The sequence below is a fragment of the Staphylococcus sp. 8AQ genome (assembly GCF_902506595.1).
Lineage (GTDB): Bacteria > Bacillota > Bacilli > Staphylococcales > Staphylococcaceae > Staphylococcus > Staphylococcus pasteuri.
The window spans coordinates 1468507-1491862 of the sequence record NZ_LR733871.1 but is presented as its reverse complement, the minus strand read 5'-3'; the positions used below and the strand labels follow the sequence as shown (position 1 = coordinate 1491862).

At 31.1% G+C, this 23356-nt stretch carries 26 protein-coding genes and 1 riboswitch; of the genes, 22 read left to right on the top strand and 4 right to left on the bottom strand.

Annotated features, from left to right (window positions below; all coding sequences use genetic code 11):
* Positions 1-30: 30 nt before the first annotated feature.
* The 6 genes from atpG to fabZ all read left to right on the top strand — a co-directional run bounded on the left by atpG (position 31) and on the right by fabZ (position 4989).
* Positions 31-897 carry an ATP synthase F1 subunit gamma gene (gene atpG / locus GVY01_RS07405; protein WP_017636768.1) on the top strand — a complete coding sequence of 289 codons (867 nt, stop codon included), beginning with the start codon at positions 31-33 and terminating at the stop codon, positions 895-897.
* Between the two features lie 21 nt (positions 898-918).
* A complete protein-coding gene (gene atpD, locus GVY01_RS07400) occupies positions 919-2331 on the top strand; it encodes a F0F1 ATP synthase subunit beta (protein ID WP_017636767.1) in 1413 nt (470 codons plus the stop codon).
* A gap of 19 nt (positions 2332-2350) precedes the next feature.
* Complete coding sequence (locus GVY01_RS07395; RefSeq protein WP_017636766.1) at positions 2351-2752, top strand: F0F1 ATP synthase subunit epsilon; 402 nt, start codon at positions 2351-2353, stop codon at positions 2750-2752.
* 150 nt (positions 2753-2902) lie between these two features.
* The gene (locus GVY01_RS07390) at positions 2903-3136 is read left to right on the top strand and encodes a DUF1146 family protein (protein ID WP_017636765.1); all 234 of its coding nucleotides are present in this window, start codon (positions 2903-2905) and stop codon (positions 3134-3136) included.
* Between the two features lie 111 nt (positions 3137-3247).
* Complete coding sequence (murA, locus tag GVY01_RS07385; RefSeq protein WP_017636764.1) at positions 3248-4513, top strand: UDP-N-acetylglucosamine 1-carboxyvinyltransferase; 1266 nt, start codon at positions 3248-3250, stop codon at positions 4511-4513.
* 35 nt (positions 4514-4548) lie between these two features.
* Positions 4549-4989, top strand: coding sequence for a 3-hydroxyacyl-ACP dehydratase FabZ (gene fabZ / locus GVY01_RS07380; protein WP_002451649.1), 441 nt, complete (start codon positions 4549-4551; stop codon positions 4987-4989).
* 58 nt (positions 4990-5047) lie between these two features.
* Here fabZ and GVY01_RS07375 read toward each other — a convergent pair whose 3' ends face one another.
* Positions 5048-5488, bottom strand: a complete 441-nt coding sequence (locus GVY01_RS07375; protein ID WP_017636763.1) for a YwpF-like family protein — start codon at positions 5486-5488, stop codon at positions 5048-5050.
* A 185-nt stretch (positions 5489-5673) separates the two neighbouring features.
* Here GVY01_RS07375 and GVY01_RS07370 point away from each other — a divergent pair, with 185 nt between their 5' ends.
* The 7 genes from GVY01_RS07370 (at position 5674) to yidC (ending at position 11438) form a co-directional block, all read left to right on the top strand.
* Complete coding sequence (locus tag GVY01_RS07370; RefSeq protein WP_017636762.1) at positions 5674-6057, top strand: single-stranded DNA-binding protein; 384 nt, start codon at positions 5674-5676, stop codon at positions 6055-6057.
* A 406-nt stretch (positions 6058-6463) separates the two neighbouring features.
* On the top strand, positions 6464-7192 hold the full coding sequence (locus tag GVY01_RS07365; RefSeq protein ID WP_017636761.1) for a transglycosylase family protein: 729 nt from the start codon (positions 6464-6466) through the stop codon (positions 7190-7192).
* Positions 7193-7374: 182 nt separating this feature from the next.
* Positions 7375-7474: riboswitch (TPP riboswitch) on the top strand.
* 76 nt (positions 7475-7550) lie between these two features.
* Positions 7551-8240, top strand: a complete 690-nt coding sequence (gene tenA, locus GVY01_RS07360; protein WP_017636760.1) for a thiaminase II — start codon at positions 7551-7553, stop codon at positions 8238-8240.
* Positions 8233-9054: a bifunctional hydroxymethylpyrimidine kinase/phosphomethylpyrimidine kinase gene (gene thiD, locus GVY01_RS07355; protein ID WP_017636759.1), complete on the top strand. Its 822-nt coding sequence runs from the start codon at positions 8233-8235 to the stop codon at positions 9052-9054. Before tenA ends, thiD begins: the two co-directional genes overlap by 8 nt.
* The gene (gene thiM / locus GVY01_RS07350) at positions 9047-9838 is read left to right on the top strand and encodes a hydroxyethylthiazole kinase (RefSeq protein ID WP_017636758.1); all 792 of its coding nucleotides are present in this window, start codon (positions 9047-9049) and stop codon (positions 9836-9838) included. Before thiD ends, thiM begins: the two co-directional genes overlap by 8 nt.
* Positions 9839-10480: a thiamine phosphate synthase gene (gene thiE, locus GVY01_RS07345; protein ID WP_017636757.1), complete on the top strand. Its 642-nt coding sequence runs from the start codon at positions 9839-9841 to the stop codon at positions 10478-10480.
* Between the two features lie 88 nt (positions 10481-10568).
* Positions 10569-11438, top strand: coding sequence for a membrane protein insertase YidC (yidC, locus tag GVY01_RS07340; protein WP_017636756.1), 870 nt, complete (start codon positions 10569-10571; stop codon positions 11436-11438).
* 38 nt (positions 11439-11476) lie between these two features.
* Here yidC and GVY01_RS07335 read toward each other — a convergent pair whose 3' ends face one another.
* Together GVY01_RS07335 and cls are read right to left on the bottom strand one after the other, a co-directional pair.
* On the bottom strand, positions 11477-12121 hold the full coding sequence (locus GVY01_RS07335) for an HD domain-containing protein (RefSeq protein WP_017636755.1): 645 nt from the start codon (positions 12119-12121) through the stop codon (positions 11477-11479).
* A gap of 99 nt (positions 12122-12220) precedes the next feature.
* Positions 12221-13705, bottom strand: coding sequence for a cardiolipin synthase (cls, locus tag GVY01_RS07330; RefSeq protein ID WP_017636754.1), 1485 nt, complete (start codon positions 13703-13705; stop codon positions 12221-12223).
* A 188-nt stretch (positions 13706-13893) separates the two neighbouring features.
* Between cls and csoR the strand changes: the two genes are divergently transcribed.
* The 3 genes from csoR (at position 13894) to GVY01_RS07315 (ending at position 14679) form a co-directional block, all read left to right on the top strand.
* Entirely contained in the window at positions 13894-14187 is a 294-nt protein-coding gene (csoR, locus tag GVY01_RS07325; RefSeq protein WP_017636753.1) for a copper-sensing transcriptional repressor CsoR, read from the top strand.
* Positions 14188-14197: 10 nt separating this feature from the next.
* Complete coding sequence (csoZ, locus tag GVY01_RS07320) at positions 14198-14404, top strand: putative copper chaperone CsoZ (RefSeq protein ID WP_017636752.1); 207 nt, start codon at positions 14198-14200, stop codon at positions 14402-14404.
* A gap of 137 nt (positions 14405-14541) precedes the next feature.
* Positions 14542-14679, top strand: coding sequence for an Lmo0850 family protein (locus GVY01_RS07315; protein ID WP_017636751.1), 138 nt, complete (start codon positions 14542-14544; stop codon positions 14677-14679).
* Positions 14680-14812: 133 nt separating this feature from the next.
* Here GVY01_RS07315 and GVY01_RS07310 read toward each other — a convergent pair whose 3' ends face one another.
* Positions 14813-16003, bottom strand: coding sequence for an FtsW/RodA/SpoVE family cell cycle protein (locus tag GVY01_RS07310; RefSeq protein WP_017636750.1), 1191 nt, complete (start codon positions 16001-16003; stop codon positions 14813-14815).
* Positions 16004-16374: 371 nt separating this feature from the next.
* On the opposite strand from GVY01_RS07310, the gene GVY01_RS07305 reads away from it, so the two are divergent.
* The 6 genes from GVY01_RS07305 to GVY01_RS07280 all read left to right on the top strand — a co-directional run bounded on the left by GVY01_RS07305 (position 16375) and on the right by GVY01_RS07280 (position 23337).
* Entirely contained in the window at positions 16375-17445 is a 1071-nt protein-coding gene (locus tag GVY01_RS07305; protein ID WP_017636749.1) for a D-alanine--D-alanine ligase, read from the top strand.
* A gap of 15 nt (positions 17446-17460) precedes the next feature.
* Complete coding sequence (locus GVY01_RS07300; protein ID WP_017636748.1) at positions 17461-18822, top strand: UDP-N-acetylmuramoyl-tripeptide--D-alanyl-D-alanine ligase; 1362 nt, start codon at positions 17461-17463, stop codon at positions 18820-18822.
* A 300-nt stretch (positions 18823-19122) separates the two neighbouring features.
* On the top strand, positions 19123-20652 hold the full coding sequence (gene cshA / locus GVY01_RS07295; RefSeq protein ID WP_017636747.1) for a degradosome RNA helicase CshA: 1530 nt from the start codon (positions 19123-19125) through the stop codon (positions 20650-20652).
* Between the two features lie 205 nt (positions 20653-20857).
* The gene (locus GVY01_RS07290; protein ID WP_029056193.1) at positions 20858-21331 is read left to right on the top strand and encodes a PH domain-containing protein; all 474 of its coding nucleotides are present in this window, start codon (positions 20858-20860) and stop codon (positions 21329-21331) included.
* Positions 21324-22856: a PH domain-containing protein gene (locus tag GVY01_RS07285; protein ID WP_119477691.1), complete on the top strand. Its 1533-nt coding sequence runs from the start codon at positions 21324-21326 to the stop codon at positions 22854-22856. Before GVY01_RS07290 ends, GVY01_RS07285 begins: the two co-directional genes overlap by 8 nt.
* Complete coding sequence (locus GVY01_RS07280) at positions 22843-23337, top strand: PH domain-containing protein (protein WP_046466913.1); 495 nt, start codon at positions 22843-22845, stop codon at positions 23335-23337. Before GVY01_RS07285 ends, GVY01_RS07280 begins: the two co-directional genes overlap by 14 nt.
* The last annotated feature ends 19 nt before the right edge of the window (positions 23338-23356 follow it).

The window sequence follows — 23356 nt, the reverse complement described above, 5'->3', positions numbered from 1 at the left end:
TAAAGAATAGTAATTAAAGGTGGTGAGATAGTGGCTTCTCTAAAAGAAATAGACACACGTATAAAATCAACCAAAAAGATGAAACAAATCACTAAGGCGATGAACATGGTTTCAAGTTCTAAATTACGTAGAGCTGAAAACAATACTAAACAATTCAAGCCTTATATGGATAAAATGCAAGATGCTATTACAGCAGTAGCTGGTTCTAACAAGAATTCAAACCATCCTATGCTTCGTCAAAGAGATGTAAAACGTAGTGGTTATCTTGTCATAACAAGTGATAAAGGATTAGCGGGTGCTTATAGTGCCAACGTTCTTAAAAAATTAATAAGTGACATCAAAGAAAAGCATAATGATAGTAGTGAATATAGCATTGTTGTTTTAGGTCAACAAGGTGTTGACTTCCTTAAAACACGAGGCTACGAAATAGAAAATTCATTAGTTGAACTACCAGACCAACCTTCATTTAAATCTGTTCAAGCGCTAGCAAAACACGCAATTGATTTATATAGTGAAGAAAATATTGATGAATTGAATATTTACTATAGTCATTATGTCAGTGTATTAGAAAATAAACCTACTACTAAAAAGGTTCTTCCATTATCTCAAGAAGATTCAAGTCAAGGTCATGGTCATATGTCTACATATGAATTTGAACCCGATAAAGAATCTATCTTAAGCGTCATCTTACCGCAATATGTTGAAAGTTTAATATATGGTACGATTTTAGATGCTAAAGCAAGTGAGCATGCGTCACGTATGACTGCAATGAAAAATGCTTCTGATAATGCTACAGAACTTATTGATGACTTATCATTAGAATATAACAGAGCTAGACAAGCAGCAATCACACAACAAATCACTGAAATTGTTGGTGGTTCGGCAGCACTTGAATAAAATTAAAAGGAGGAAAATAGCATGGGAATTGGCCGTGTAACTCAAGTTATGGGTCCTGTCATTGATGTTCGTTTTGAACATAACGAAGTCCCTGATATTAATAATGCCCTTATTATTGAAGTTCCAAAAGAAGAAGGAACAGTTAGCTTAACACTAGAAGTTGCACTACAATTAGGTGATGACGTTGTTCGTACAATCGCAATGGATTCAACTGATGGTGTTCAAAGAGGCATGGATGTTAAAGATACAGGTAAAGACATTAGTGTACCTGTTGGTGATGAAACACTAGGAAGAGTGTTTAACGTACTAGGCGACACGATTGACTTAGAAGAAAAACTTGATGATTCAGTTCGTCGTGATCCTATTCATAGACAATCACCTGGATTTGATGAATTATCTACTGAAGTAGAAATTCTTGAAACAGGTATTAAAGTTGTAGATTTATTAGCACCTTACATTAAAGGTGGTAAAGTTGGATTATTCGGTGGTGCCGGAGTAGGTAAAACAGTATTAATTCAAGAATTAATTAACAATATTGCTCAAGAACATGGTGGTATTTCAGTATTCGCGGGTGTTGGTGAACGTACTCGTGAAGGTAATGATTTATACTATGAAATGAGCGATAGTGGCGTAATTAAGAAAACAGCAATGGTATTTGGTCAAATGAACGAACCACCTGGCGCACGTATGCGTGTTGCTTTATCTGGTTTAACAATGGCAGAATACTTCCGTGATGAACAAGGACAAGACGTTTTATTATTCATTGATAACATTTTCAGATTTACGCAAGCAGGTTCAGAGGTATCAGCGTTATTAGGTCGTATGCCTTCAGCCGTTGGTTACCAACCTACACTTGCTACAGAAATGGGTCAATTACAAGAACGTATTACGTCTACAAATAAAGGTTCTGTAACATCTATTCAAGCAGTGTTCGTACCAGCCGATGACTATACTGACCCAGCACCAGCAACAGCATTTGCTCACTTAGATTCAACTACAAACTTAGAGCGTAAATTAACAGAAATGGGTATCTACCCAGCTGTTGACCCATTAGCTTCAACTTCTAGAGCATTAGAACCTTCAATAGTTGGACAAGAGCATTATGAAGTTGCACGTGATGTACAATCTACATTACAAAAATACAGAGAATTACAAGATATTATTGCGATTCTAGGTATGGATGAATTATCTGAAGAAGATAGACAAACAGTAGAACGTGCACGTAGAATTCAATTCTTCTTATCACAAAACTTCCACGTTGCTGAACAATTTACTGGTCAAAAAGGATCTTATGTTCCAGTTAAAACAACTGTAGCTGATTTCAAAGATATCTTAGAAGGTAAATATGATCATATTCCTGAAGATGCATTCCGTTTAGTAGGTAGCATGCAAGATGTAATTGCGAAGGCTAAAGACATGGGTGTTGAAGTCTAATAATTAGGAGGTATGGATAATGAATACATTAAGCCTAGAAATTGTCACTCCTAATGGTTCTATCTATGAACGAGATGATGTAGAACTAGCTGTTTTACAAACTACAGCTGGCGAAATGGGTGTGATGAATGGACACATTCCAACCGTTTCTGCATTAAAAACTGGCTACGTAAAAGTGAATTTTCATAATGGAAATGAATATGTAGCTGTTAGTGATGGGTTTGTAGAAGTTAGACAACATCAACTATCAATTATTGTCCAAACAGCTGAAACTGCTACTGAAATCGATGTTGAAAGAGCTAAATTAGCGAAAGCAAGAGCAGAATCACATTTAGATAATGATGATAATAGTGACATAAATAGAGCCAAAAGAGCGTTAGAACGTGCAAATAACCGTTTACGTGTGGCTGAACTTAAATAAATTATAAAAGGCTTGGAAATTCACCATTTAAGGTATTTCCAAGCCTTTTAATATACATACAAATCTTCTGTTTTTGCAGTTAATAGTAGTATCATTATTATGTTATTTCATGTACAATGTTATACAGTAATCAATTCTAAGGAGTAAAATATGGATTATCTAGGACAATTTGCGATAATACATTTAATTTTACATGTGATATGTATATGTATAGCTTACTGGGCATTAAATGCAATTCGCCTCGATCAATTTTTTAAAAAAGGTTATACGAAACAAATTCAAATATGCATGATATTTTTTGCTATATTATTAGGTACTAGTGTTAGTAATTTTATAATTGATTTGTTACAGTTTTCCACTCAATTAAAATATATAATGAAATAGTTCTTTTTTAGTTTTTTCATAATGAAAAACGGATATAATATATTATTGAATGATAAATTTTATATAGTAGGGAAATGTAAATAACTAGGAGATTTAAGTGGAGGATTTAAGATGGATAAAATAGTAATTAATGGTGGTAACCAACTAAAAGGTGAAGTTAAAGTAGAAGGTGCTAAAAATGCAGTTTTACCTGTATTAACAGCTTCATTATTAGCTTCAGAAGGTACTAGTAAATTAGTAAATGTACCAGCATTAAGCGATGTAGAAACTATAAACAACGTATTATCAACTTTAAATGCTGATGTTACGTATAAAAAAGAAGAAAATGCGGTAGTAGTTGATGCTACTAATACATTAAATGAAGAAGCACCATATGAATATGTGAGTAAAATGCGTGCAAGTATCTTAGTAATGGGACCTTTATTAGCTCGTTTAGGCCATGCAATAGTGGCTTTACCAGGTGGATGTGCAATTGGAAGTCGTCCAATTGAACAACATATTAAAGGATTCGAGGCATTAGGTGCAGAAATTCATTTAGAAAATGGAAATATTTATGCAAATGCTAAAGATGGTTTAAAAGGTGCTTCTATACATTTAGATTTTCCAAGTGTAGGCGGTACTCAAAACCTAATCATGGCTGCTTCATTAGCTTCAGGAAAAACAGTATTAGAAAATGCTGCAAAAGAACCAGAAATTGTTGACTTAGCTAATTATATCAATGAAATGGGCGGTAAAATCACTGGAGCAGGTACTGATACGATTACAATTCATGGTGTCGATCATTTAACTGGTGTAGAACATTCTATTATTCCAGATAGAATTGAAGCAGGTACATTATTAATCGCTGGCGCAATCACTCGTGGAGACATCATTGTACGTGACGCAATCAAAGAACACATGTCTAGTTTAGTTTATAAACTTGAAGAAATGGGAGTTAACTTAGAATATTTAGAAGATGGTATCCGAGTATCTGCTGATGGAGATTTAAACCCAGTAGATGTTAAAACATTACCACATCCAGGATTCCCTACAGATATGCAATCTCAAATGATGGCTTTACTATTGACTGCAAATGGTCACAAAGTAATCACAGAAACAGTGTTTGAAAATAGATTTATGCACGTTGCTGAGTTTCGTAGAATGAATGCAAACATCGATGTAGAAGGTAGAAGTGCTAAAATTGAAGGTAAAAGCAATCTTCAAGGTGCACAAGTTAAAGCGACTGATTTAAGAGCGGCTGCTGCATTAATTTTAGCTGGTTTAGTTGCAGAAGGAACAACACAAGTAACTGAATTAAAACACTTAGACAGAGGCTATGTAGACTTACATGGTAAATTAAAATCATTAGGTGCAGATATCGAACGCATTAATGATTAATTAATTTTTCATTCAAATATGGAGGTTTAAACATCATGGAAACAATTTTCGATTATAATCAAATAAAACAAATCATCCCTCATAGACAACCATTTTTATTAATAGATAGAGTAGTTGAATACGAAGAAGGTAAACGTTGCGTTGGATTAAAACAAGTTTCAGGTAATGAACCATTCTTCCAAGGGCATTTTCCAGATTACGCTGTTATGCCTGGTGTATTAATTACTGAAGCATTAGCTCAAACTGGTGCAGTAGCAATGTTAAACAGTGAAGAAAATAAAGGTAAAATAGCTTTATTCGCAGGTATTGATAAATGTCGATTTAAAAGACAGGTTACACCAGGAGATACACTAATGTTAGAAGTAGAAATAACTAAAATTAAAGGACCAATTGGTAAAGGAACTGCAAAAGCAACTGTAGATGGCCAATTGGCTTGTAGTTGTGAACTAACATTTGCAATACAAGATGCAAAATAAATCATAAACTAAAGCCTACAATCAGGATATTCTGACTGTAGGCTTTTAATATGCGTCATTATCTTTCAAATTTTTCATCTTTAAGTTTAGGTTTAGATTGCATCATACGGTTGAATGTTTTTTTCAATTCTTCACCAGTTAATCCATCATCGACAAGTTCTTCTAATAAACTTTCGGCATAAACTTGACGTAAAGTATAGATATGGCATTCAAATACGACTGACATTGTTTTATCAAATTGCTTAACACTTTTAACAGTGGCATCAAATAATGCAGGATCATTTGCAGGTCTAGTAATTACGACACGAATATCTAATAATTTATCATTATCTATATAGTCTTTAAACGTGTGATAATGTTCATTTGAAATTACAATTTCTAGTAACCAACCAGTGCCACTACCTTCTTTATTAATAATGACACCATCTTCTAACTCATATTCAGTCACACCACCGTTTTCACTTACGATTTGAAAACGTACAGCTTTAAATGTCTTCATAAAGTCACTTCCCATTTGTTTTATATTTACAAAAAATGATTTATTTTTAATTGGAGTATACAATTTTTGATTATTTTCTTTAAATATATCAAAAATTAAGGGTAAATAGCTATATATTTTGAAAAAATAGCATTTTGACGGTAATGAGAGAAATAATTATTATAATAGGTAAGAGGAGGTGACACATGTTAAACAAAATAGTTATAGTTGGCAGACTTACTAAAGATGCCCAAATTTATGAAAAGGAGGACGGTAATAAAGTAGCAACTTTTTGTGTAGCTACTGAAAGAAATTATAAAGATCAAAATAATGAGATTGCATGCGATTATCTATATTGTAAAGCTTTTGGCAAAACTGCAAGTAACATTGAAAAATATACACATCAAGGTTCACTAGTAGGAATAACTGGTCAAATGCGATCGCGAAAATATGAAAAAGATAACCAGACTCATTTTGTAACAGAACTATATGTAGAAACAATTAAATTTATGTCCTCTAAGGCAAAAGAATCCAATATCCTCTCTAACGAATATGATGAAGAGTCAAATGAACTCTTTAATATAGGTTAGACATCCATTAATTATTCAATAACTCCCAATTATTTATACTTTATCCTATCTTAATATAAATTATCATCTTTCAATTATACTCGAGCGACCTTTTTTAAATTAATATTAAAAAAGGTCGTTTATTTATTAGTTTATACAGGAAAATTGATTCAATTCACGTCAGAATTATCTGATAGATTTCAATTGTATTACAAACACATCACAGACACATGTATTATATAAACTGTCATGGCAGTTTTCATAAAGGATAAAATTTAAAATTACACTAAAATATAATGTAATTCGCACGTAAAAAACTAGCTTTCATTTTTATTTGGCTGTAACCTGCAAGGAATTTATGGATGTTACAGTAGTATTTGTAAATTAGTTAAAGAAAACAAATCACTTTTAGGAGGATTTTTTAATAATGAAAAAAACAATTATTGCATCATCACTAGCTGTAGGATTAGGCGTTGTAGCAGGTAATGCTGGACACGACGCACACGCAAGCGAAGCAAATATTAATGAAGCAGAATTAGCTCAAAAAGCTCAATCAAACGATCAAACATTAAACGAAAGCCCTATCCAAGAAGGTGCTTATAACTATACATTCGATTACAATGGTTTCACTTATCACTTTGAATCAGATGGTACAAACTTCTCATGGGATTATCACCAATCTGGTCAATCAACTGAAGCTTCAAATACTCAAGCTCAACCACAACAAGATGTAAGTGAACAAGCTTCAGCATCAACTAACGAAACTTCTGCACAAGAAGTAAGCAATCAACAACAATCAAAATCAACTCAACCTGAACAAGTTTCAGCACCACAAACTGAGCAAACTCAACAACCACAACAAGAAACTACTTCAAATAATCAATCAAGCTCAAGCGAAGCTTCAAGTGGTTCATCAGTAAACGTAAATGATCACTTAAAACAAATCGCTCAACGTGAATCAGGTGGCGACATTCATGCTACAAACCCATCAACTGGTGCTTCAGGTAAGTATCAATTCTTACAATCAACTTGGGATTCAGTAGCTCCATCTGAATATCAAGGTCAACCAGCTTCAAGTGCTCCTGAACATGTTCAAGACGCTGCAGCTCAAAAATTATATGATACAGCTGGCCCAAGCCAATGGGTAACTGCATAATATAAGATATTTCTTTCACCCTATTTTGATAGGGTGAATTTTTTTATCATAAAAATGACTTAGTTTAAAAACGTGGAAATTTCAATTGTCTATGAATTTTTATTAAATTAATAAATGAAACTTTTAGATAATTGATTTCATGTATTTATTTTGCTAATGTTATATATGACAGTAATTAAAAAGAAAACTACTAGGGGAGCCTTATGGCTGAGATGAATTTTATTCAGACCCTTACAACCTGATTTGGTTAGCACCAACGTAGGAAAGTAGTATTTATTATTAAAGGCGCATATTAACCTTGATATTAACTACTTTCCTATTTGGGAAGTAGTTTTTTATTTCAAGGAGGCAATTTGTGATGAGTTTTTCTAAAGAATTAAGGGTAGCTGCAGAACCAATTATTGAAGATATTTACAACGATGGTTTTATTCAAGATTTATTGCATGGTGAATTATCGAAACAAGCCGTTCGACAGTATTTGCGTGCAGATGCTTCGTATTTAAAGGAATTTGCTAATTTATATGCATTATTGATACCTAAAATGTCAGAATTAGAAGATGTGAAATTTTTGGTTGATCAAATAGAATTTATGTTAGAAGGTGAAGTGGCCGCTCATGAATCTTTAGCTGCTTTCATAAATGAACCATATGATGAAATTGTTAAAGAAAAAGTATGGCCACCAAGTGGAGATCACTACATCAAACATATGTATTATAATGCTTATGCACATGAAAACGCTGCTTATACGATTGCTGCAATGGCGCCATGCCCTTATGTTTATGCCGTTATTGCTAAAAGAGCAATGCAAGATCAAAATTTAAATCGTGATGAAAAAACAGTTGATTGGTTTGAATTTTATAGTACAGAAATGGATGAATTAGTCCGTGTCTTTGATGACTTGATGGATCGTTTAACTCAACAATGTACTGAAAATGAAAAAAATGAAATTAAAGAGAACTTCTTGCAAAGTACACTACATGAGAGAAACTTTTTCAATATGGCTTATATAGATGAAAAATGGAATTATCGAGGTGATAAATATGAATAAGCCTAAAATAGCATTAACAATTGCTGGTACAGACCCAACAGGTGGAGCAGGTGTTATGGCAGATCTTAAGTCATTCCATTCTTGTGGTGTGTATGGCATGGCGTCAATAACTAGTATTGTCGCTCAAAATACATTAGGGGTTCAGCATATTCATAATCTTGAGACATCATGGGTAAAAGAACAATTAGAAAGTATATTTAATGATGAATTACCTCATGCAATTAAAACAGGAATGATTGCAACTGAAGATACAATGCATTTAGTACAAAGTTACTTACAACAATATCCCGAAATTCCATATGTTATTGATCCAGTTATGCTTGCTAAAAGTGGAGACTCTCTTATGAATGATGAAACCAAACAAAAACTTCAAGATACTTTATTGCCATTAGCAGATGTCGTTACTCCAAATATACCAGAAGCTGAAGAAATAACTGGTATCAAGATTGATACAGAAGAAAATATACGTAAAGCAGGTAATATATTCATTAATGAAATTGGAAGTAAGGGCGTAGTTATTAAAGGCGGGCATTCTGCAGATTTAAATAATGCTAAAGATTTTCTGTTTACGCAAGATGGTGTTTATACATTTGAAGATGAACGTTTTGAAACTAAACATACACATGGTACTGGTTGTACATTTTCAGCAGTAATAACAGCAGAATTAGCCAAAGGTCGTTCTATATATGAAGCGGTAGAAAAAGCTAAAAAATTCATTTCATTAAGTATCAAATATACACCAGAAATAGGTAAAGGTCGTGGCCCTGTTAATCACTTCGCATATCTTAAGAAAGAAGGGTTAGATGATGAATAATTTAGAAAAACTTAGAAATGAAAATCCACTAATCGTCTGTTATACCAATGATGTTGTAAAAAATTTTACTGCTAATGGTTTATTAAGCATAGGTGCAAGTCCAGCAATGAGTGAAGCGCCTGAAGAAGCGAGAGATTTCTATAAAGTTGCGGGCGGTTTGCTTATAAACATTGGGACACTTACACATAATAATGAAGATGATTTAATAAAAATTGGTAAAATTGCTAACGAATTAGAAACTCCTATTGTTTTTGATCCAGTCGCAGTTGGAGCATCACAGTATAGAAAAGATTTTTGTAAACGCTTTTTAGACGAAGTGGATGTATCTGTAATCAAAGGAAATGCTTCTGAAATTTTAACACTAGTCGATTCAAATACAACAATGAAAGGTACAGATGGAGACAGTGAATTAAATGTATTAGACATTGCAAATGATGCATATAAAAAATATCAAACTGCTATAGTAATTACAGGTGAACATGATATTGTGATGCAAGATAATAAAATGACAAAACTTTCAAATGGCTCATCTATGTCAGCTAAAATTACAGGTGCAGGTTGTTTATTAGGTGGTATCATTGCGAGTTTCTTATTCAGAAATACTAAACCAAAACATGAAACGCTTATCGAAGCAGTAAGCTTTTATAATATAGCAGGTGAAATTGCTGCAAGTGAAGATAAAGTAAAAGGTCCGGGTTCATTTTTACCTGAATTATTAGATCAAATGTATTTACTCGATTATAAGACTTATGAAAAATATGTTAAAAAAGAAGAGGTTGATTAGGTGGAATTTAAAGCGTCACAATTAAAAATATATTTTATCTGTGGAACTCAAGATATACCTGAACAAAAATCAATAAAAACTGTTTTAACCCAAGCACTTGAGGCTGGAATAACTATGTTTCAGTTTCGAGAAAAGGGCGAGAATGCTTTGAAAGATAATGAAAAAGAGAAATTAGCAAAAGAATTACAATCATTATGTCAATCTTATCATGTACCTTTTATTGTTAATGATGATGTATCACTAGCAAAAAAAATTAATGCTGATGGTATACATGTAGGACAAGATGATGAAGACGTGAAAGCTTTTGCCTATGACTTTCAAGACAAAATTATCGGACTTAGTGTTGGTAATATAAGTGAATATGAAACGTCTGATTTAACAAATGTTGATTACATAGGTGTAGGTCCTATGTTTAATACACCTTCAAAAAGTGATGCAAGTGAACCAGTTGGTCCAGAGATGATTAAACAGTTAAGACAAAGAATTGGTGCATTTCCAATAGTTGCAATTGGTGGCATTACTGAGGAAAATGTTAAGTCTATTGCAGATGCTAATGCAGACGGTATATCAATTATTTCAGCTATAAGTAGAAGCCAGAATATTGACAACACTGTTAATGAATTTAAGAAATATTTCAATTAATCATTAATTTTTTCCACTTTTTGTTTTATACCATGGTATGAGTATGATAGAATAAAACCTATGTGAATATTACAATAGAGGTGGAAAAATGAAGAAAAAAGCGTTGCTACCTTTGTTTTTAGGTTTAATGGTCTTTTTAGCAGGCTGTGACTATTCTAAACCTGGAGCTCGTAGTGGATTTTTCTATAATACGTTCGTTGAACCTATGAAACACTTATTACAGTGGTTAGGTAACGATGTTTTAAACAATGATTATGGTTTAGCTATTATCATTTTAGTAATAGTTATACGTTTAGTGTTACTACCATTCATGTTATCAAACTATAAAAATAGTCATATGATGCGTGAAAAAATGAAAGTTGCAAAACCTGAAGTAGATGGTATTCAGGAAAAAGTTAAGCGTGCTCGTACTCAAGAAGAGAAAATGGCTGCTAACCAAGAATTAATGGAAGTTTATAAAAAATATGATATGAATCCAATGAAGAGTATGCTTGGTTGTTTACCAATGCTCATTCAAATGCCGATTATCATGGGATTATACTTTGTTCTAAAAGATAAATTAGTTAGTGGTTTATCAGTACATCCACATTTCTTATGGTTTAATTTAACTAAACCAGATATTTGGATTACTATTATTGCAGGTGTTTTATACTTTATCCAAGCTTATGTATCAAGTAAAACAATGCCTCAAGAACAACGTCAAATGGGATACATGATGATGATTGTGTCACCAATTATGATTATTTGGATTTCATTAAGTTCTGCTTCAGCATTAGGTTTATATTGGTCAGTCAGTGCGGCATTCTTAGTTGTGCAAACACACTTTGCTAATATGTACTATTCTAAACTTGCTAAAAAAGAAGTTGAACCTTTACTACAAAAATTTGATCAAGACGGTAAGTCATCAAATAAAAAAGGTAAAAATACTCAAGTAGTATCCAAAAAAAATAAAAAATAATAATAAAAAGCGACAAATCAATGATTTGTCGCTTTTTTCTATAATTGATGCCACTCGGATAAGAATTGTGAAACAAAATGTTCCATAAAATCATGACGTTGAATAGCGATTTGTTTAGCAGTATTCGTGTGCATTAAATCTTTTAATTTAAATAATTTTTCGTAAAAATGTTTAATTGCTGAAGGTGATAAAGTGGATAAAGTATCATCATTAAAATTTTTGGGTAATTTAGATTCAGTCCACATTGGTTCTTTAAAGTGGCCTGCAAATTGAAAAGTTCTAGCTATACCTATGGCACCAATAGCATCTAAACGATCAGCATCTCTAACAACTTGTCCTTCTACTGTTAATTCAACATGATTGTTAGCACCATTTTTATAACTCATATTTTCAATGATATGAAGAATATGAGATTGATCTGAATGAGTTATTTCAAGTTTATCTAAAAATTGATTTAAATGTTGTTTAGCCGACGTTGTATCTACTAATTTTGCATCAATAGTATCATGTAAAAGACTGGCTAATTCGATTATTAAAGTGTTGCTGATAGCTTCATTGTAAGCAATATGTTTTGCCATTGAATGTACTCTATAAACATGTGCAATGTCATGACCGCTATAGTCAGTTTTATGAAATGATTCCATATACTGGCTAGCTAGACTGATTCGTTCTTCATCTTTCATACAGACATCCTTTCCTTTTCATAATGAAACCTGAGACTTTCACACTTTTACGTCTCAGGTTAACTTTGATTATGATCTATCTTTAGGGCTAAATACCTCCTATAAAATTGGAGACAATAATTGAGAAATACCTTCTTTAAACTTAATCCATAAACTACGTTGTTCATAAATTTCTTTTGTTAATTGATCTGATACCTTTAAATCTTCAATAAAAGCTTGTTTTAGTGATCTAGCTATACCTTCATCATATATAAAGGCATTTACCTCGAAATTAAGTGTGAAACTTCTATGATCCATATTTGCAGTACCAACACTAGCAACTTCATCGTCAATAATTAATGTTTTTGAATGTAAAAATCCATTATTATACTGATAAACGTTAACACCAGCTTCGAGTAGTGATGCTACATTTTTTAAAGTTGCCCAATAAACAAAGGGATGATCTGGCATATTAGGTATCATAATATTTACTTCAACGCCACCTAAGGCAGCAATTTTTATAGAGTCTAAAAATGCTTGATCAGGTATAAAATACGGTGATTGAATATATATAGATTTTTTGGCTGAAGAAATCATTTTGAGATAGCCATATTTAATTTGTTCCCACTCCTCATCAGGTCCACTAGAGGCAATTTGTATACCTATAGTTCCACCTGAATTAACATCGGGGAAGTAGCGTTCTTCATACGTAATATTGTCACGTGTAGATTGTGAATTCCAATCAAGTATAAATCTTAATTGTAGTGCATTAACTGCGTCACCTTCGACACGGAGATGAGTATCTCTCCAATAACCAAATTTTTTGGATTTACCTAAATATTCATCACCAACATTAAATCCGCCTACATAACCTATTTTGCCATCTATAACAACTATTTTACGGTGATTACGATTATTCATACGCAAGTTGATTAAGGGAAGTTTAGAAGGGAAAAATGCTTCTACATGGCCACCTTTTTCTCTGAAAGACTTTAAATCTTTCTTTCTTAAATCTCTTGACCCCATATCGTCATACAGCATTTTAACTTCAATGCCAGATTCAACTTTATCTTCTAATGCTTTTAAAATCGTTTTACCTAATTCATCACTGTGAAAAATATAGTATTGTATATGTATATAGTCTTTAGCATTTTTAATATCTTCTAGTAGATCATCAAATTTTTGATTACCATCTGTATAAATTTCAACTTCATTATCTGTCGTTAAGAATGCGGCATTATTGTATAACAACATTTGAACCATTTCTTTAAATTTAACGATTTGGTGATTTCCTTTTGAAAAATCTTTATCTTTAATCGCTTCAAGTTGTTCATCCACAATCATTTCAAGTCCGACTTTATCTTCTTTATCTAATGTGAAAATATGGTCTCTTTGAATTTGACGTCCAAACAATAGATATAATATGAAACCTGATAGAGGCAAAAATACTAGAACTAATAACCAAGCCCATATTGAATTAGCAGTGCGTCTTTCCATAAATATAATTGTAAAAGCGAAGGCCAAATTTAATACAAATGCACCAATCAAAACAATATTAATAATGAGGTTAGATTGAGCAAGTGTCATAGTGAATATTTCGAACATAAAATGCCTCCTTATTGTTTTATATTTTTAGTAAAAATAAAATCTTTTAAAAAAGTTTTTAACTATATAATTGTACCATGAAGTCATATATTTATCATTATAATGTTGAGAGATTTGAAAGGGCTACAATTGACTAATTTGTTATAGAGAAGTAGGATAAAATGGAAATCATTTAAGAGGTGACGAAAGTGACAGAACAAGATCATGCACATCACTCAGAACAAATTAAAACAAATTTGAAATCGAGATTAAATAGAATTGAAGGACAAGTTCGTGCTATCAACCGAATGATAGAAGAAGATGTTTATTGTGATGATGTTTTAACACAAATTAGAGCAACACGTTCAGCTTTAAATAGTGTAGCTACTAAATTATTAGAACAACATATGAAGAGTTGTATAACTGAAAAAGTCAATAATGGTCATCAAGAAGAAGCCATGGAAGAGTTACTTGTAACTTTTCAAAAATTAATGAAAGATTGAGGGAAATAAAGTGCAACAAAAAATCGTTTATACTTCAGGAATCAAAACGACTGAACAAGCTAACAAAATGGAAACAATATTAAAGGAAATGATAGGTGTATATGATGCAAATGTAGATTTAAGCAATGGTCACATTTCAGTTGAATTTGAGACACCTGCTAATTTAAATAGTATCGAAAAAGAAATTTATGATTCTGGATTTAAAGTGCTTTATTAATCATTAGTATTATATATTAATATGACTAAGTTTAAGTTATAAAAGTTAAAGATTATAATAAATTTTTAAAATCATGTAGTAAAGTGATGTTGTTTGGGGTATGATGTATATGAAGTCAACCAAACGAGGTGTTATTAGTGAAGAATTCAGAGAAAATTCAAAATGTGGTTAATTTATTATCATCATTAGGTGTAAATATTAAAAAAACTAAATCTCGTTTAGACATTATTAATACATTGCCTGCAACAAAACAAATCAGTCACGAATGTAAATAAGTGAATTGGATTTAGGTCAGTAAGCGCATTTTAATTGTGAGATGAAGTCGTCATTGAAAATGGCGCCTTTTTTTGTTTAAAAATAGAGTCAGTCCTAGTTTATAGGATTTGACTCTATTTTTCGTATATTCAGTTACTTTTCAATGGATTGGTATTTTTTAGGTTCATGATAGTAAATAGCTAAAATAACACCAATACCTGTCATTAAACTCCAAAGTGAGCTACCACCATAACTTATAAATGGTAATGGGATACCAGTTATTGGAAGTAATTGAACCGTCATACCAATATTTTGTAATATATGGAATACGATTAAAGATACATATCCAATAATAAATACTTTGTTATATTGGTCATTAATTCGGCTAGCTAATCTAATTAAATGAAAAATTAACACTAAGAATAATAATATAAGTACAACTGAACCAATAAAGCCCATTTCTTCTCCAATTACTGAAAAAATAAAATCGGTATGGTTTTCAGGAATATAGACTTCACCATGATTATAACCTTTACCAAATAATTGACCTGAACCAATAGCTTTTAACGATTCAGTTAAATGGTAACCATCTCCACTACTATATGAATAAGGATCTAACCATGAATTAATACGTCCCATTTGATACATCTTTATACCTAATAAATTTTCTATTAAAGAAGGTTTAAATATAATAGCAAGAATTACAGAAGCACCAATAACTATTGCTGAAATAAAGATAGGCGCTAGCAATCTCCAAGTGATTCCACTGACTAGCATGATGCCTGCAATAATTGCACAAATAACTAAAGTTGTACCTAAGTCATTTTGTAATAAAATCAATGCCATAGGAATAATCGATACACCTATGATTTTGAAAAATAACATTAAATCAGATTGAAATGACTTGTTAAACGTAAATTGGTTATGACGTGCTACTACTTTTGATAATGCTAATATAAGAATAATTTTCATGAATTCTGATGGTTGGATACTTATAGGTCCTAAACTATACCAACTTTTAGCGCCATTAATCACAGGTGTTATAGCTGTTTCGGGTAATATTAATAGACCTACCAGTAAAATACAGAAAATTGTGTAAAGCAAATATGTATAATTTCTTATTTTTTTAGGTGAAATGAACATAATGATAATAGCCATTATAGTACCTAAAATATAGTACATGATTTGTCTGATACTAAAGTTAGCACTATACTGTCCGCCGCCCATGGCAGAACTAATTAATACGACACTAAATATTGCTAACAATGTAATAATTGCTACTAATATCCAGTCTACTTTAAGTAGCCAATGTTTGTTAGGCTCTTGACGGGATGAATATTTCATATTTTACTCCTTTTATAACACGTTATAAGATAATTATTTTTGTCTCATCTAAGATGTAGGCATCAATATTTTATCCATATTTATATAACGATTTTACATGACTTTTTTGAAATTTGCTAGAATATCAAGTTTGAAAACGATTCCTTATTTTTGAAAAGTTAATGTGAAGTTTAGTTCAAGGTTTAGAAAGGTTATTTAATTCGTCAGAGATACTCGTTACATTATTATATTATAAAATGCAAAAGTCATAGCAAATATGATAATATTAAGTTTCAGAGAAGTGCATGTATAGACTAAATACTTATAATTAAATAGTGAAAATTTTAAAATGATATAACGCTGAAGATGAGCGTTTATTGGAGGAAAACGAAATGACAAAAGAGAATATTTGTATCGTTTATGGAGGAAAAAGTGCAGAACATGATGTTTCTATTTTAACTGCCCAAAATGTATTAAATGCAATAGATAAAAATGAATATCAAGTAGATATTATTTATATAACAAATGATGGCGAATGGAAAAAACAAGATAATATTACTCATCATATTGAATCAACTGATGAATTACGTATTAATGACATTCCAACAGGAGAAATTTCACAATTGTTAAGCAATGGTAGTTTAGGCAAATCATACGATGCTATATTCCCATTATTACATGGACCTAATGGTGAAGATGGTACAATCCAAGGTTTATTTGAAGTACTGGATATTCCATATGTAGGTAATGGGGTATTAGCAGCTTCAAGTTCAATGGATAAATTAGTAATGAAACAATTATTTGAACATAGAGGTTTACCTCAATTACCATATATAAGTTTCTTAAGAAGTGAATACGAAAAATATGAAAATAATATTCTTAAATTAGTTAATGACAAATTAACTTACCCAGTATTTGTTAAGCCTGCAAACTTAGGATCAAGTGTTGGTATAAGCAAATGTAATAATGAAGAAGAATTAAAATCAGGTATTGAAGAAGCTTTCCAATTCGACCGTAAGTTAGTTATTGAACAAGGAATAGACGCAAGAGAAATTGAAGTAGCTGTTTTAGGTAATGACTATCCAGAAACTACTTGGCCTGGTGAAGTAGTTAAAGATGTTGCATTCTATGATTACAAATCAAAATACAAAGACGGTAAAATTCAATTACAAATCCCTGCTGACTTAGATCAAGATGTTCAAATGACATTAAGAAATATGGCTTTAGAAGCTTTTAAAGCAACTGATTGTTCAGGGTTAGTACGTGCGGATTTCTTTGTTACAAAAGACAATCAAATTTATATTAACGAAACAAACGCTATGCCAGGCTTTACTTCATTTAGTATGTATCCAAGTTTATGGGAGAATATGGGCTTATCTTATGCTGATTTAATTTCTAAATTAATAAGCTTAGCTAAAGAACGACACGAAGATAAAAAGAAAAATAAATATAAAATCGATTAAACGGAGTTGCTTTAGATGATAAACGTAACGTTAAAACAAATTAAAGAATGGATTGATTGTGATATAGATGAACAATATCTTGATCATTCCATTCATGGTGTCACTATAGATTCCAGAGCGATAAAAGAAGGTATGCTCTTTATACCTTTTAAAGGCGAAAATGTAGACGGTCATCGTTTCGTTGAACAAGCACTTAATGATGGTGCAGGTGCATCATTTTATCAAAAAGATGTTACACCGCCTGAACAAGTAAATGGCCCAATTATTTGGGTTGAAGATACATTAAATGCATTACAAGATTTGGCTAAAGCTTATTTAAAACATGTAAATCCAAAAGTAATTGCAGTTACTGGTTCAAATGGTAAAACGACAACTAAAGACATGATAGAGAGTGTTTTAAATACAGAATATAAAGTGAAAAAGACACAAGGAAACTATAATAATGAAATTGGAATGCCTTTAACCATTTTAGATTTAGATATAGATACTGAAATTTCAATCTTAGAAATGGGCATGTCAGGTTTCCATGAAATAGAATTATTGTCTTCAATTGCAGAACCGGATATCGCAGTAATTACTAATATTGGGGAATCACATATGCAAGATTTAGGTTCTCGTGAAGGTATTGCTCAAGCTAAATCAGAAATTACTATTGGTCTTAAAGCACAAGGCACATTTATATATGATGGCGATGAACCGCTTTTAAAACCTCATGTTGATAAAATTAAACAAGCTAAATGTATAAGTATTGGTTTAGAACAAGATAATACATTAGTGTGTCAAGTTGATGATAACGTTTCAACTGAAGGTATTGCTTTTACAATAAATCAAGAACAACATTATGAATTACCCATTTTAGGTATTCATAATATGAAAAATGCAGCTATAGCAATTGCTGTAGGACATGAGTTAGGTTTATCCTATAACGTCATTCAAAACAATATAAAAAACGTTAAGTTAACTGGTATGAGAATGGAACGACATGAAACTGAGAACCATATAACTGTTATCAATGATGCTTATAATGCTAGCCCGACTAGTATGAAAGCAGCAATAGATACATTAAGTAATATGGAAGGCCGCAAATTGTTAGTACTAGGTGATGTTCTAGAATTAGGAGACAATAGTAAACAAATGCACGAAGAAGTTGGAAATTATTTACACGATAAAGATGTCAACCAATTATTTACGTTTGGTAAAGAAGCGGCATTTATTCATAGTGCAGGCAAACAATTTGTGGGCGAGGCTTATCATTATGAAGATAAAAATAAACTTATTTCTCATATTACTGATATCGTTCAACCAAATGATAAAGTTTTAATTAAAGGCTCAAGAGGCATGAAATTAGAAGATGTAGTCGATGCACTAATTAAATAAAAAGTATTACATTCCAATAGTAAGACATATGTTAATTTCTAAGTTAAATGGGAATAACATAGTAGTCTTACTATTTTTATTTAAAAAATAAAATATATTTATGGAACGCTTTCAATATATGCACGTCACCATTTTAAAAGGAAATGTTTCATAATTAAGAGTCATTATTCACCACTATATACCAACTGCTTTATTGCTATAATAAATGTTAGGTGGTACTATTAAGAAGTTGATAAAACATAAATGAACATATATGCAAATAAGTATATTGAGAAATAAACAGGTAAAAGGAGAATTATTTTGCAAAATTTTAAAGAACTAGGGATTTCGGATAAAACGGTTCAAACGCTTGAATCAATGGGGTTTAAAGAGCCAACTCCTATCCAAAAAGATAGTATCCCTTATGCGTTAGAAGGATACGACATCCTTGGACAAGCCCAAACAGGTACTGGTAAAACGGGTGCGTTTGGAATACCTTTAATTGAAAAGGTAGTTGGAGAACAAGGTGTTCAATCATTAATTCTAGCGCCTACTAGAGAATTAGCGATGCAAGTTGCAGAGCAATTAAAAGTATTTAGTAAAGGTCAAAATGTACAAGTCGTTACAGTATTTGGTGGTATGCCAATCGAACGTCAAATTAAAGCACTAAAAAAAGGTCCACAAATTGTTGTTGGTACTCCAGGACGTGTTATTGACCATTTAAATAGACGTACATTAAAAACTAATGATATTCATACACTTATTTTGGATGAAGCTGATGAAATGATGAACATGGGATTCATCGACGATATGAGATTTATTATGGATAAAATTCCAGCTGAGCAACGTCAAACGATGCTATTCTCAGCAACAATGCCTAAAGCTATCCAAACTTTAGTACAACAATTTATGAAAACACCTAAAATTATTAAAACAATGAATAATGAAATGTCAGATCCTCAAATCGACGAATATTACACAATTGTTAAAGAATTAGAAAAATTCGATACTTTCACAAACTTCCTAGATGTACATCAACCAGAATTGGCAATTGTATTTGGACGTACAAAACGCCGTGTTGATGAATTAACAAGTGCATTATTATCTAAAGGATATAAAGCTGAAGGTTTACATGGTGATATTACTCAAGCTAAACGTTTAGAAGTATTGAAAAAATTCAAAAATGATCAAATCGACATCTTAGTTGCAACAGACGTAGCAGCGAGAGGATTAGATATTTCAGGCGTAAGTCACGTTTATAACTTCGATATTCCACAAGATACTGAAAGCTATACTCATAGAATCGGTCGTACAGGTCGTGCCGGAAAAGAAGGTATCGCTGTTACTTTTGTGAATCCAATTGAAATGGATTATATTCGTCAAATCGAAGATGCTAACAATAGAAGAATGAATGCTTTAAGACCACCCCATCGTAAAGAAGTCTTAAAAGCACGTGAAGATGACATCAAAGAAAAAGTTCAAAACTGGATGTCTAAAGAAAACGAACCACGTTTACAACGAATTTCAAGTGAATTACTTGAAGAGTATAACGATGTTGAACTAGTTGCATCATTATTACAAGAATTAGTTGAAGCAAACGATGAAGTAGAAGTTCAATTAACATTCGAAAAACCATTATCACGTAAAGGACGTAACTCTAAAGGAAATAATAATTCTAGAAGAGGCAATAATAAACGTGGTGGCGGTAAATTCGATAATAAAAATAGACGTTCATCAAAAGGTTTCTCTTCAAAGAAGAATAATAATAAAAAGTTTGATCGTAAAGATAAATCATCTCAAAACTCAAACAAAACAATGAAAGGTCGCACATTCGCTGACCATCAAAAATAAAAATTTATCAATACTCAATATATAATTTGTTTTCTAAAGAAGCACACAATTAATTTAAATTAATTGTGTGCTTCTTACTTTTGTCTTGGCGAATAGAAAATAAAAGTAATTTTTAAGTGATGAACGTTAATAAAAATGAAGCGACATTTAGAAGAAAAATTGACTATGCTATAATGTGGTTAAAAATTATAAAGGAGCTAAATTAATGAATAGTACATTTCATAAAAGTCCAAAAAATGCTTTAACATACTACTTCTTAACAGCGGGACTCAGTTTTATTATTGAAATAATTATCTATGCTATTCTTTTTTATCTTTGGTATCAATTTAATTGGTGGCACTTTATTATATACATATACATAGTGTTATGGATCGTAAGTTTAATTAGATTGATTTCAAGTCCTTTACTTAAATACAATTATTTATTTTATAGAATTCAAAATAATGTCATAGAAGTTAAGTCAACTTTTTTCTTTAAACATCAAGATATTTCTAAAATTGAAAGACTACAATTTTTACAAATAAATACTAATCCTTTAGCGAGAAAGTTTAAAATTAATGAAATAACATTTGTTTCTGCTGGTCATAGTTTTGAACTTCCATTTGTATCCGAAGAAGAAGCAGAATTTATACAAGAACAGATATTTAGTCAATTGAGAGGAGCAGAATATGATGTATAGTCCGCAAAAATTGCATCCGATATCATATGTTTCCGGATTGATAGAAGCTTTCAAACAAAATTTTATAGTTATCATTATATTTTTAGTTTTTAATTTTAAAGATTTTGATTTTACTAATTTACGTGAATATATTGTTCCCGCATTATTAACTATCTTTTTCTTAATATCGTTTATTGGTCAAATTTTAAAAGTATATAATACTCGGTATTGGATAGAGAACAATCATTTCATATTGACTACAGGAATATTTAATAAAGAACGTAAAGAATTAGATATAAGTCGTATTCAATCTGTAGACACTTCTCAAGATATAATTAATCAGATTGTTGGTGGTGTGCAGTTACAGATAAAAACACCTAGTGATGGTTTAGAACTTTCAACCATCTCAAAAACACAAAGTATTGAAATAGAAAACACAATTAAAGACATACAAAATCAATTAAGTAATAATGATGAAAAGGATGTTAATCTTGATTCTTATTTAAATGTGGATTCAAGCGTCGATAACATTCAAGGGAATTTTGAAAATGATATGCCAGGTCAACGAAAACGCGTGTTTAAATTATCATTTAAAAATTTAATATTAATGTCTTTATCAAGCGGAGCTATAGGAGTTGCATTAGCGACTATTTCACCAATTGTAGGTAGTTTTTCTAATCTTATTCCATGGAATAGAATTACAAATGAATTATTCAGTTTTGCTAATGCTATAGCGATTGTAATAAGCATAGTAGTAGGATTGATTTTGATATTAAGTTACATAGTGGGGGCATTAATCAATTTAATTAGATATTATGGTTACACCATGACACAAGAAGGACATCAATTAAAAATTCAATATGGATTATTAACAAAAAAGAATATAACTGTACCTACAAATCGCATACAAGCTGTTATTGAACGCCAATCTTATATTAGAAAATTATTCGGTTTTACAGCTATACATGTATTAATAACTAGTGATATTGATGAAAAACTTGAAGACGACACTAGTAGTGATGGTGAAATAATGATCATTCCTTTTATAAAGCGCAAAATGGCTTATGAGATTATACATGATTTAATACCTGAAATGGCGTTTAAAACTGCAAATTTAGGTATGCCATGGAAAGGATTTCATAGACATTTCTTAATTCCATCTATCATATTAGTTATCATTGGGATAATAGGCAGTTACTTTTGGTCTGCATGGTCATTTTTCTTTATAGGTATTATCATTATAGCTTTAATTATACAAGCTTTAATTTATATTAAGTTATCAGGCTTAAAGCTTAAAAATGATGAATTAACAATTCAAAAATCAAATTTATTCAGTATCAAAAGATATTATGTAAAATATGACAAAATCATTGGTATGGAAATTGATGCACATCCACTTTTAATTAGAAATCAACTTGGCAATTTTGCATTTTTAATTGCAAAAGGAGCCAGTCATCAATCAATAGGGTTAAAATTTAAGGATGAAAAAACAATTAAATATCTAAAATCTTGGTATGTAGGAGGTGACCAACATGTCGAATTATAATTATATGGATGATAAAGCTAAAAAAGTGATGATAATGGCTAATCTAATATGGTTAAGTATACTCTTTGTTATTCTCATTATTACTTTAGTTTTAAACTGGAAATTCTTTCATATATCAGACTCTTGGTCACTAATAATTGGAGAAATTGTATTGTTTATTATATGTTGTATTTTAGCATTGATAATCATTCCTATATTTAGATATAAAAACTTTAGATATAAAATTGATGAAAATGAAATCCATGTTAGAACAGGTATATTTTTTATAAATACGAATATCATTCCTTTCTTTAGAATTCAGAATATTGATGTTAATGAAGGTTTAATAATGAGGAAATATAACCTTGCAACAATTACTTTATCAACAGCTGGTGGCAATTCTGAAATGTCTTTAATAAATATTAAGAATGCTCAGCAAATAAAACGATTAATTAAAGAAAGACGAAATAATCAAAATAATAATCAATATGATGTAAAATAAAAAAGTAATGTAGCATCTA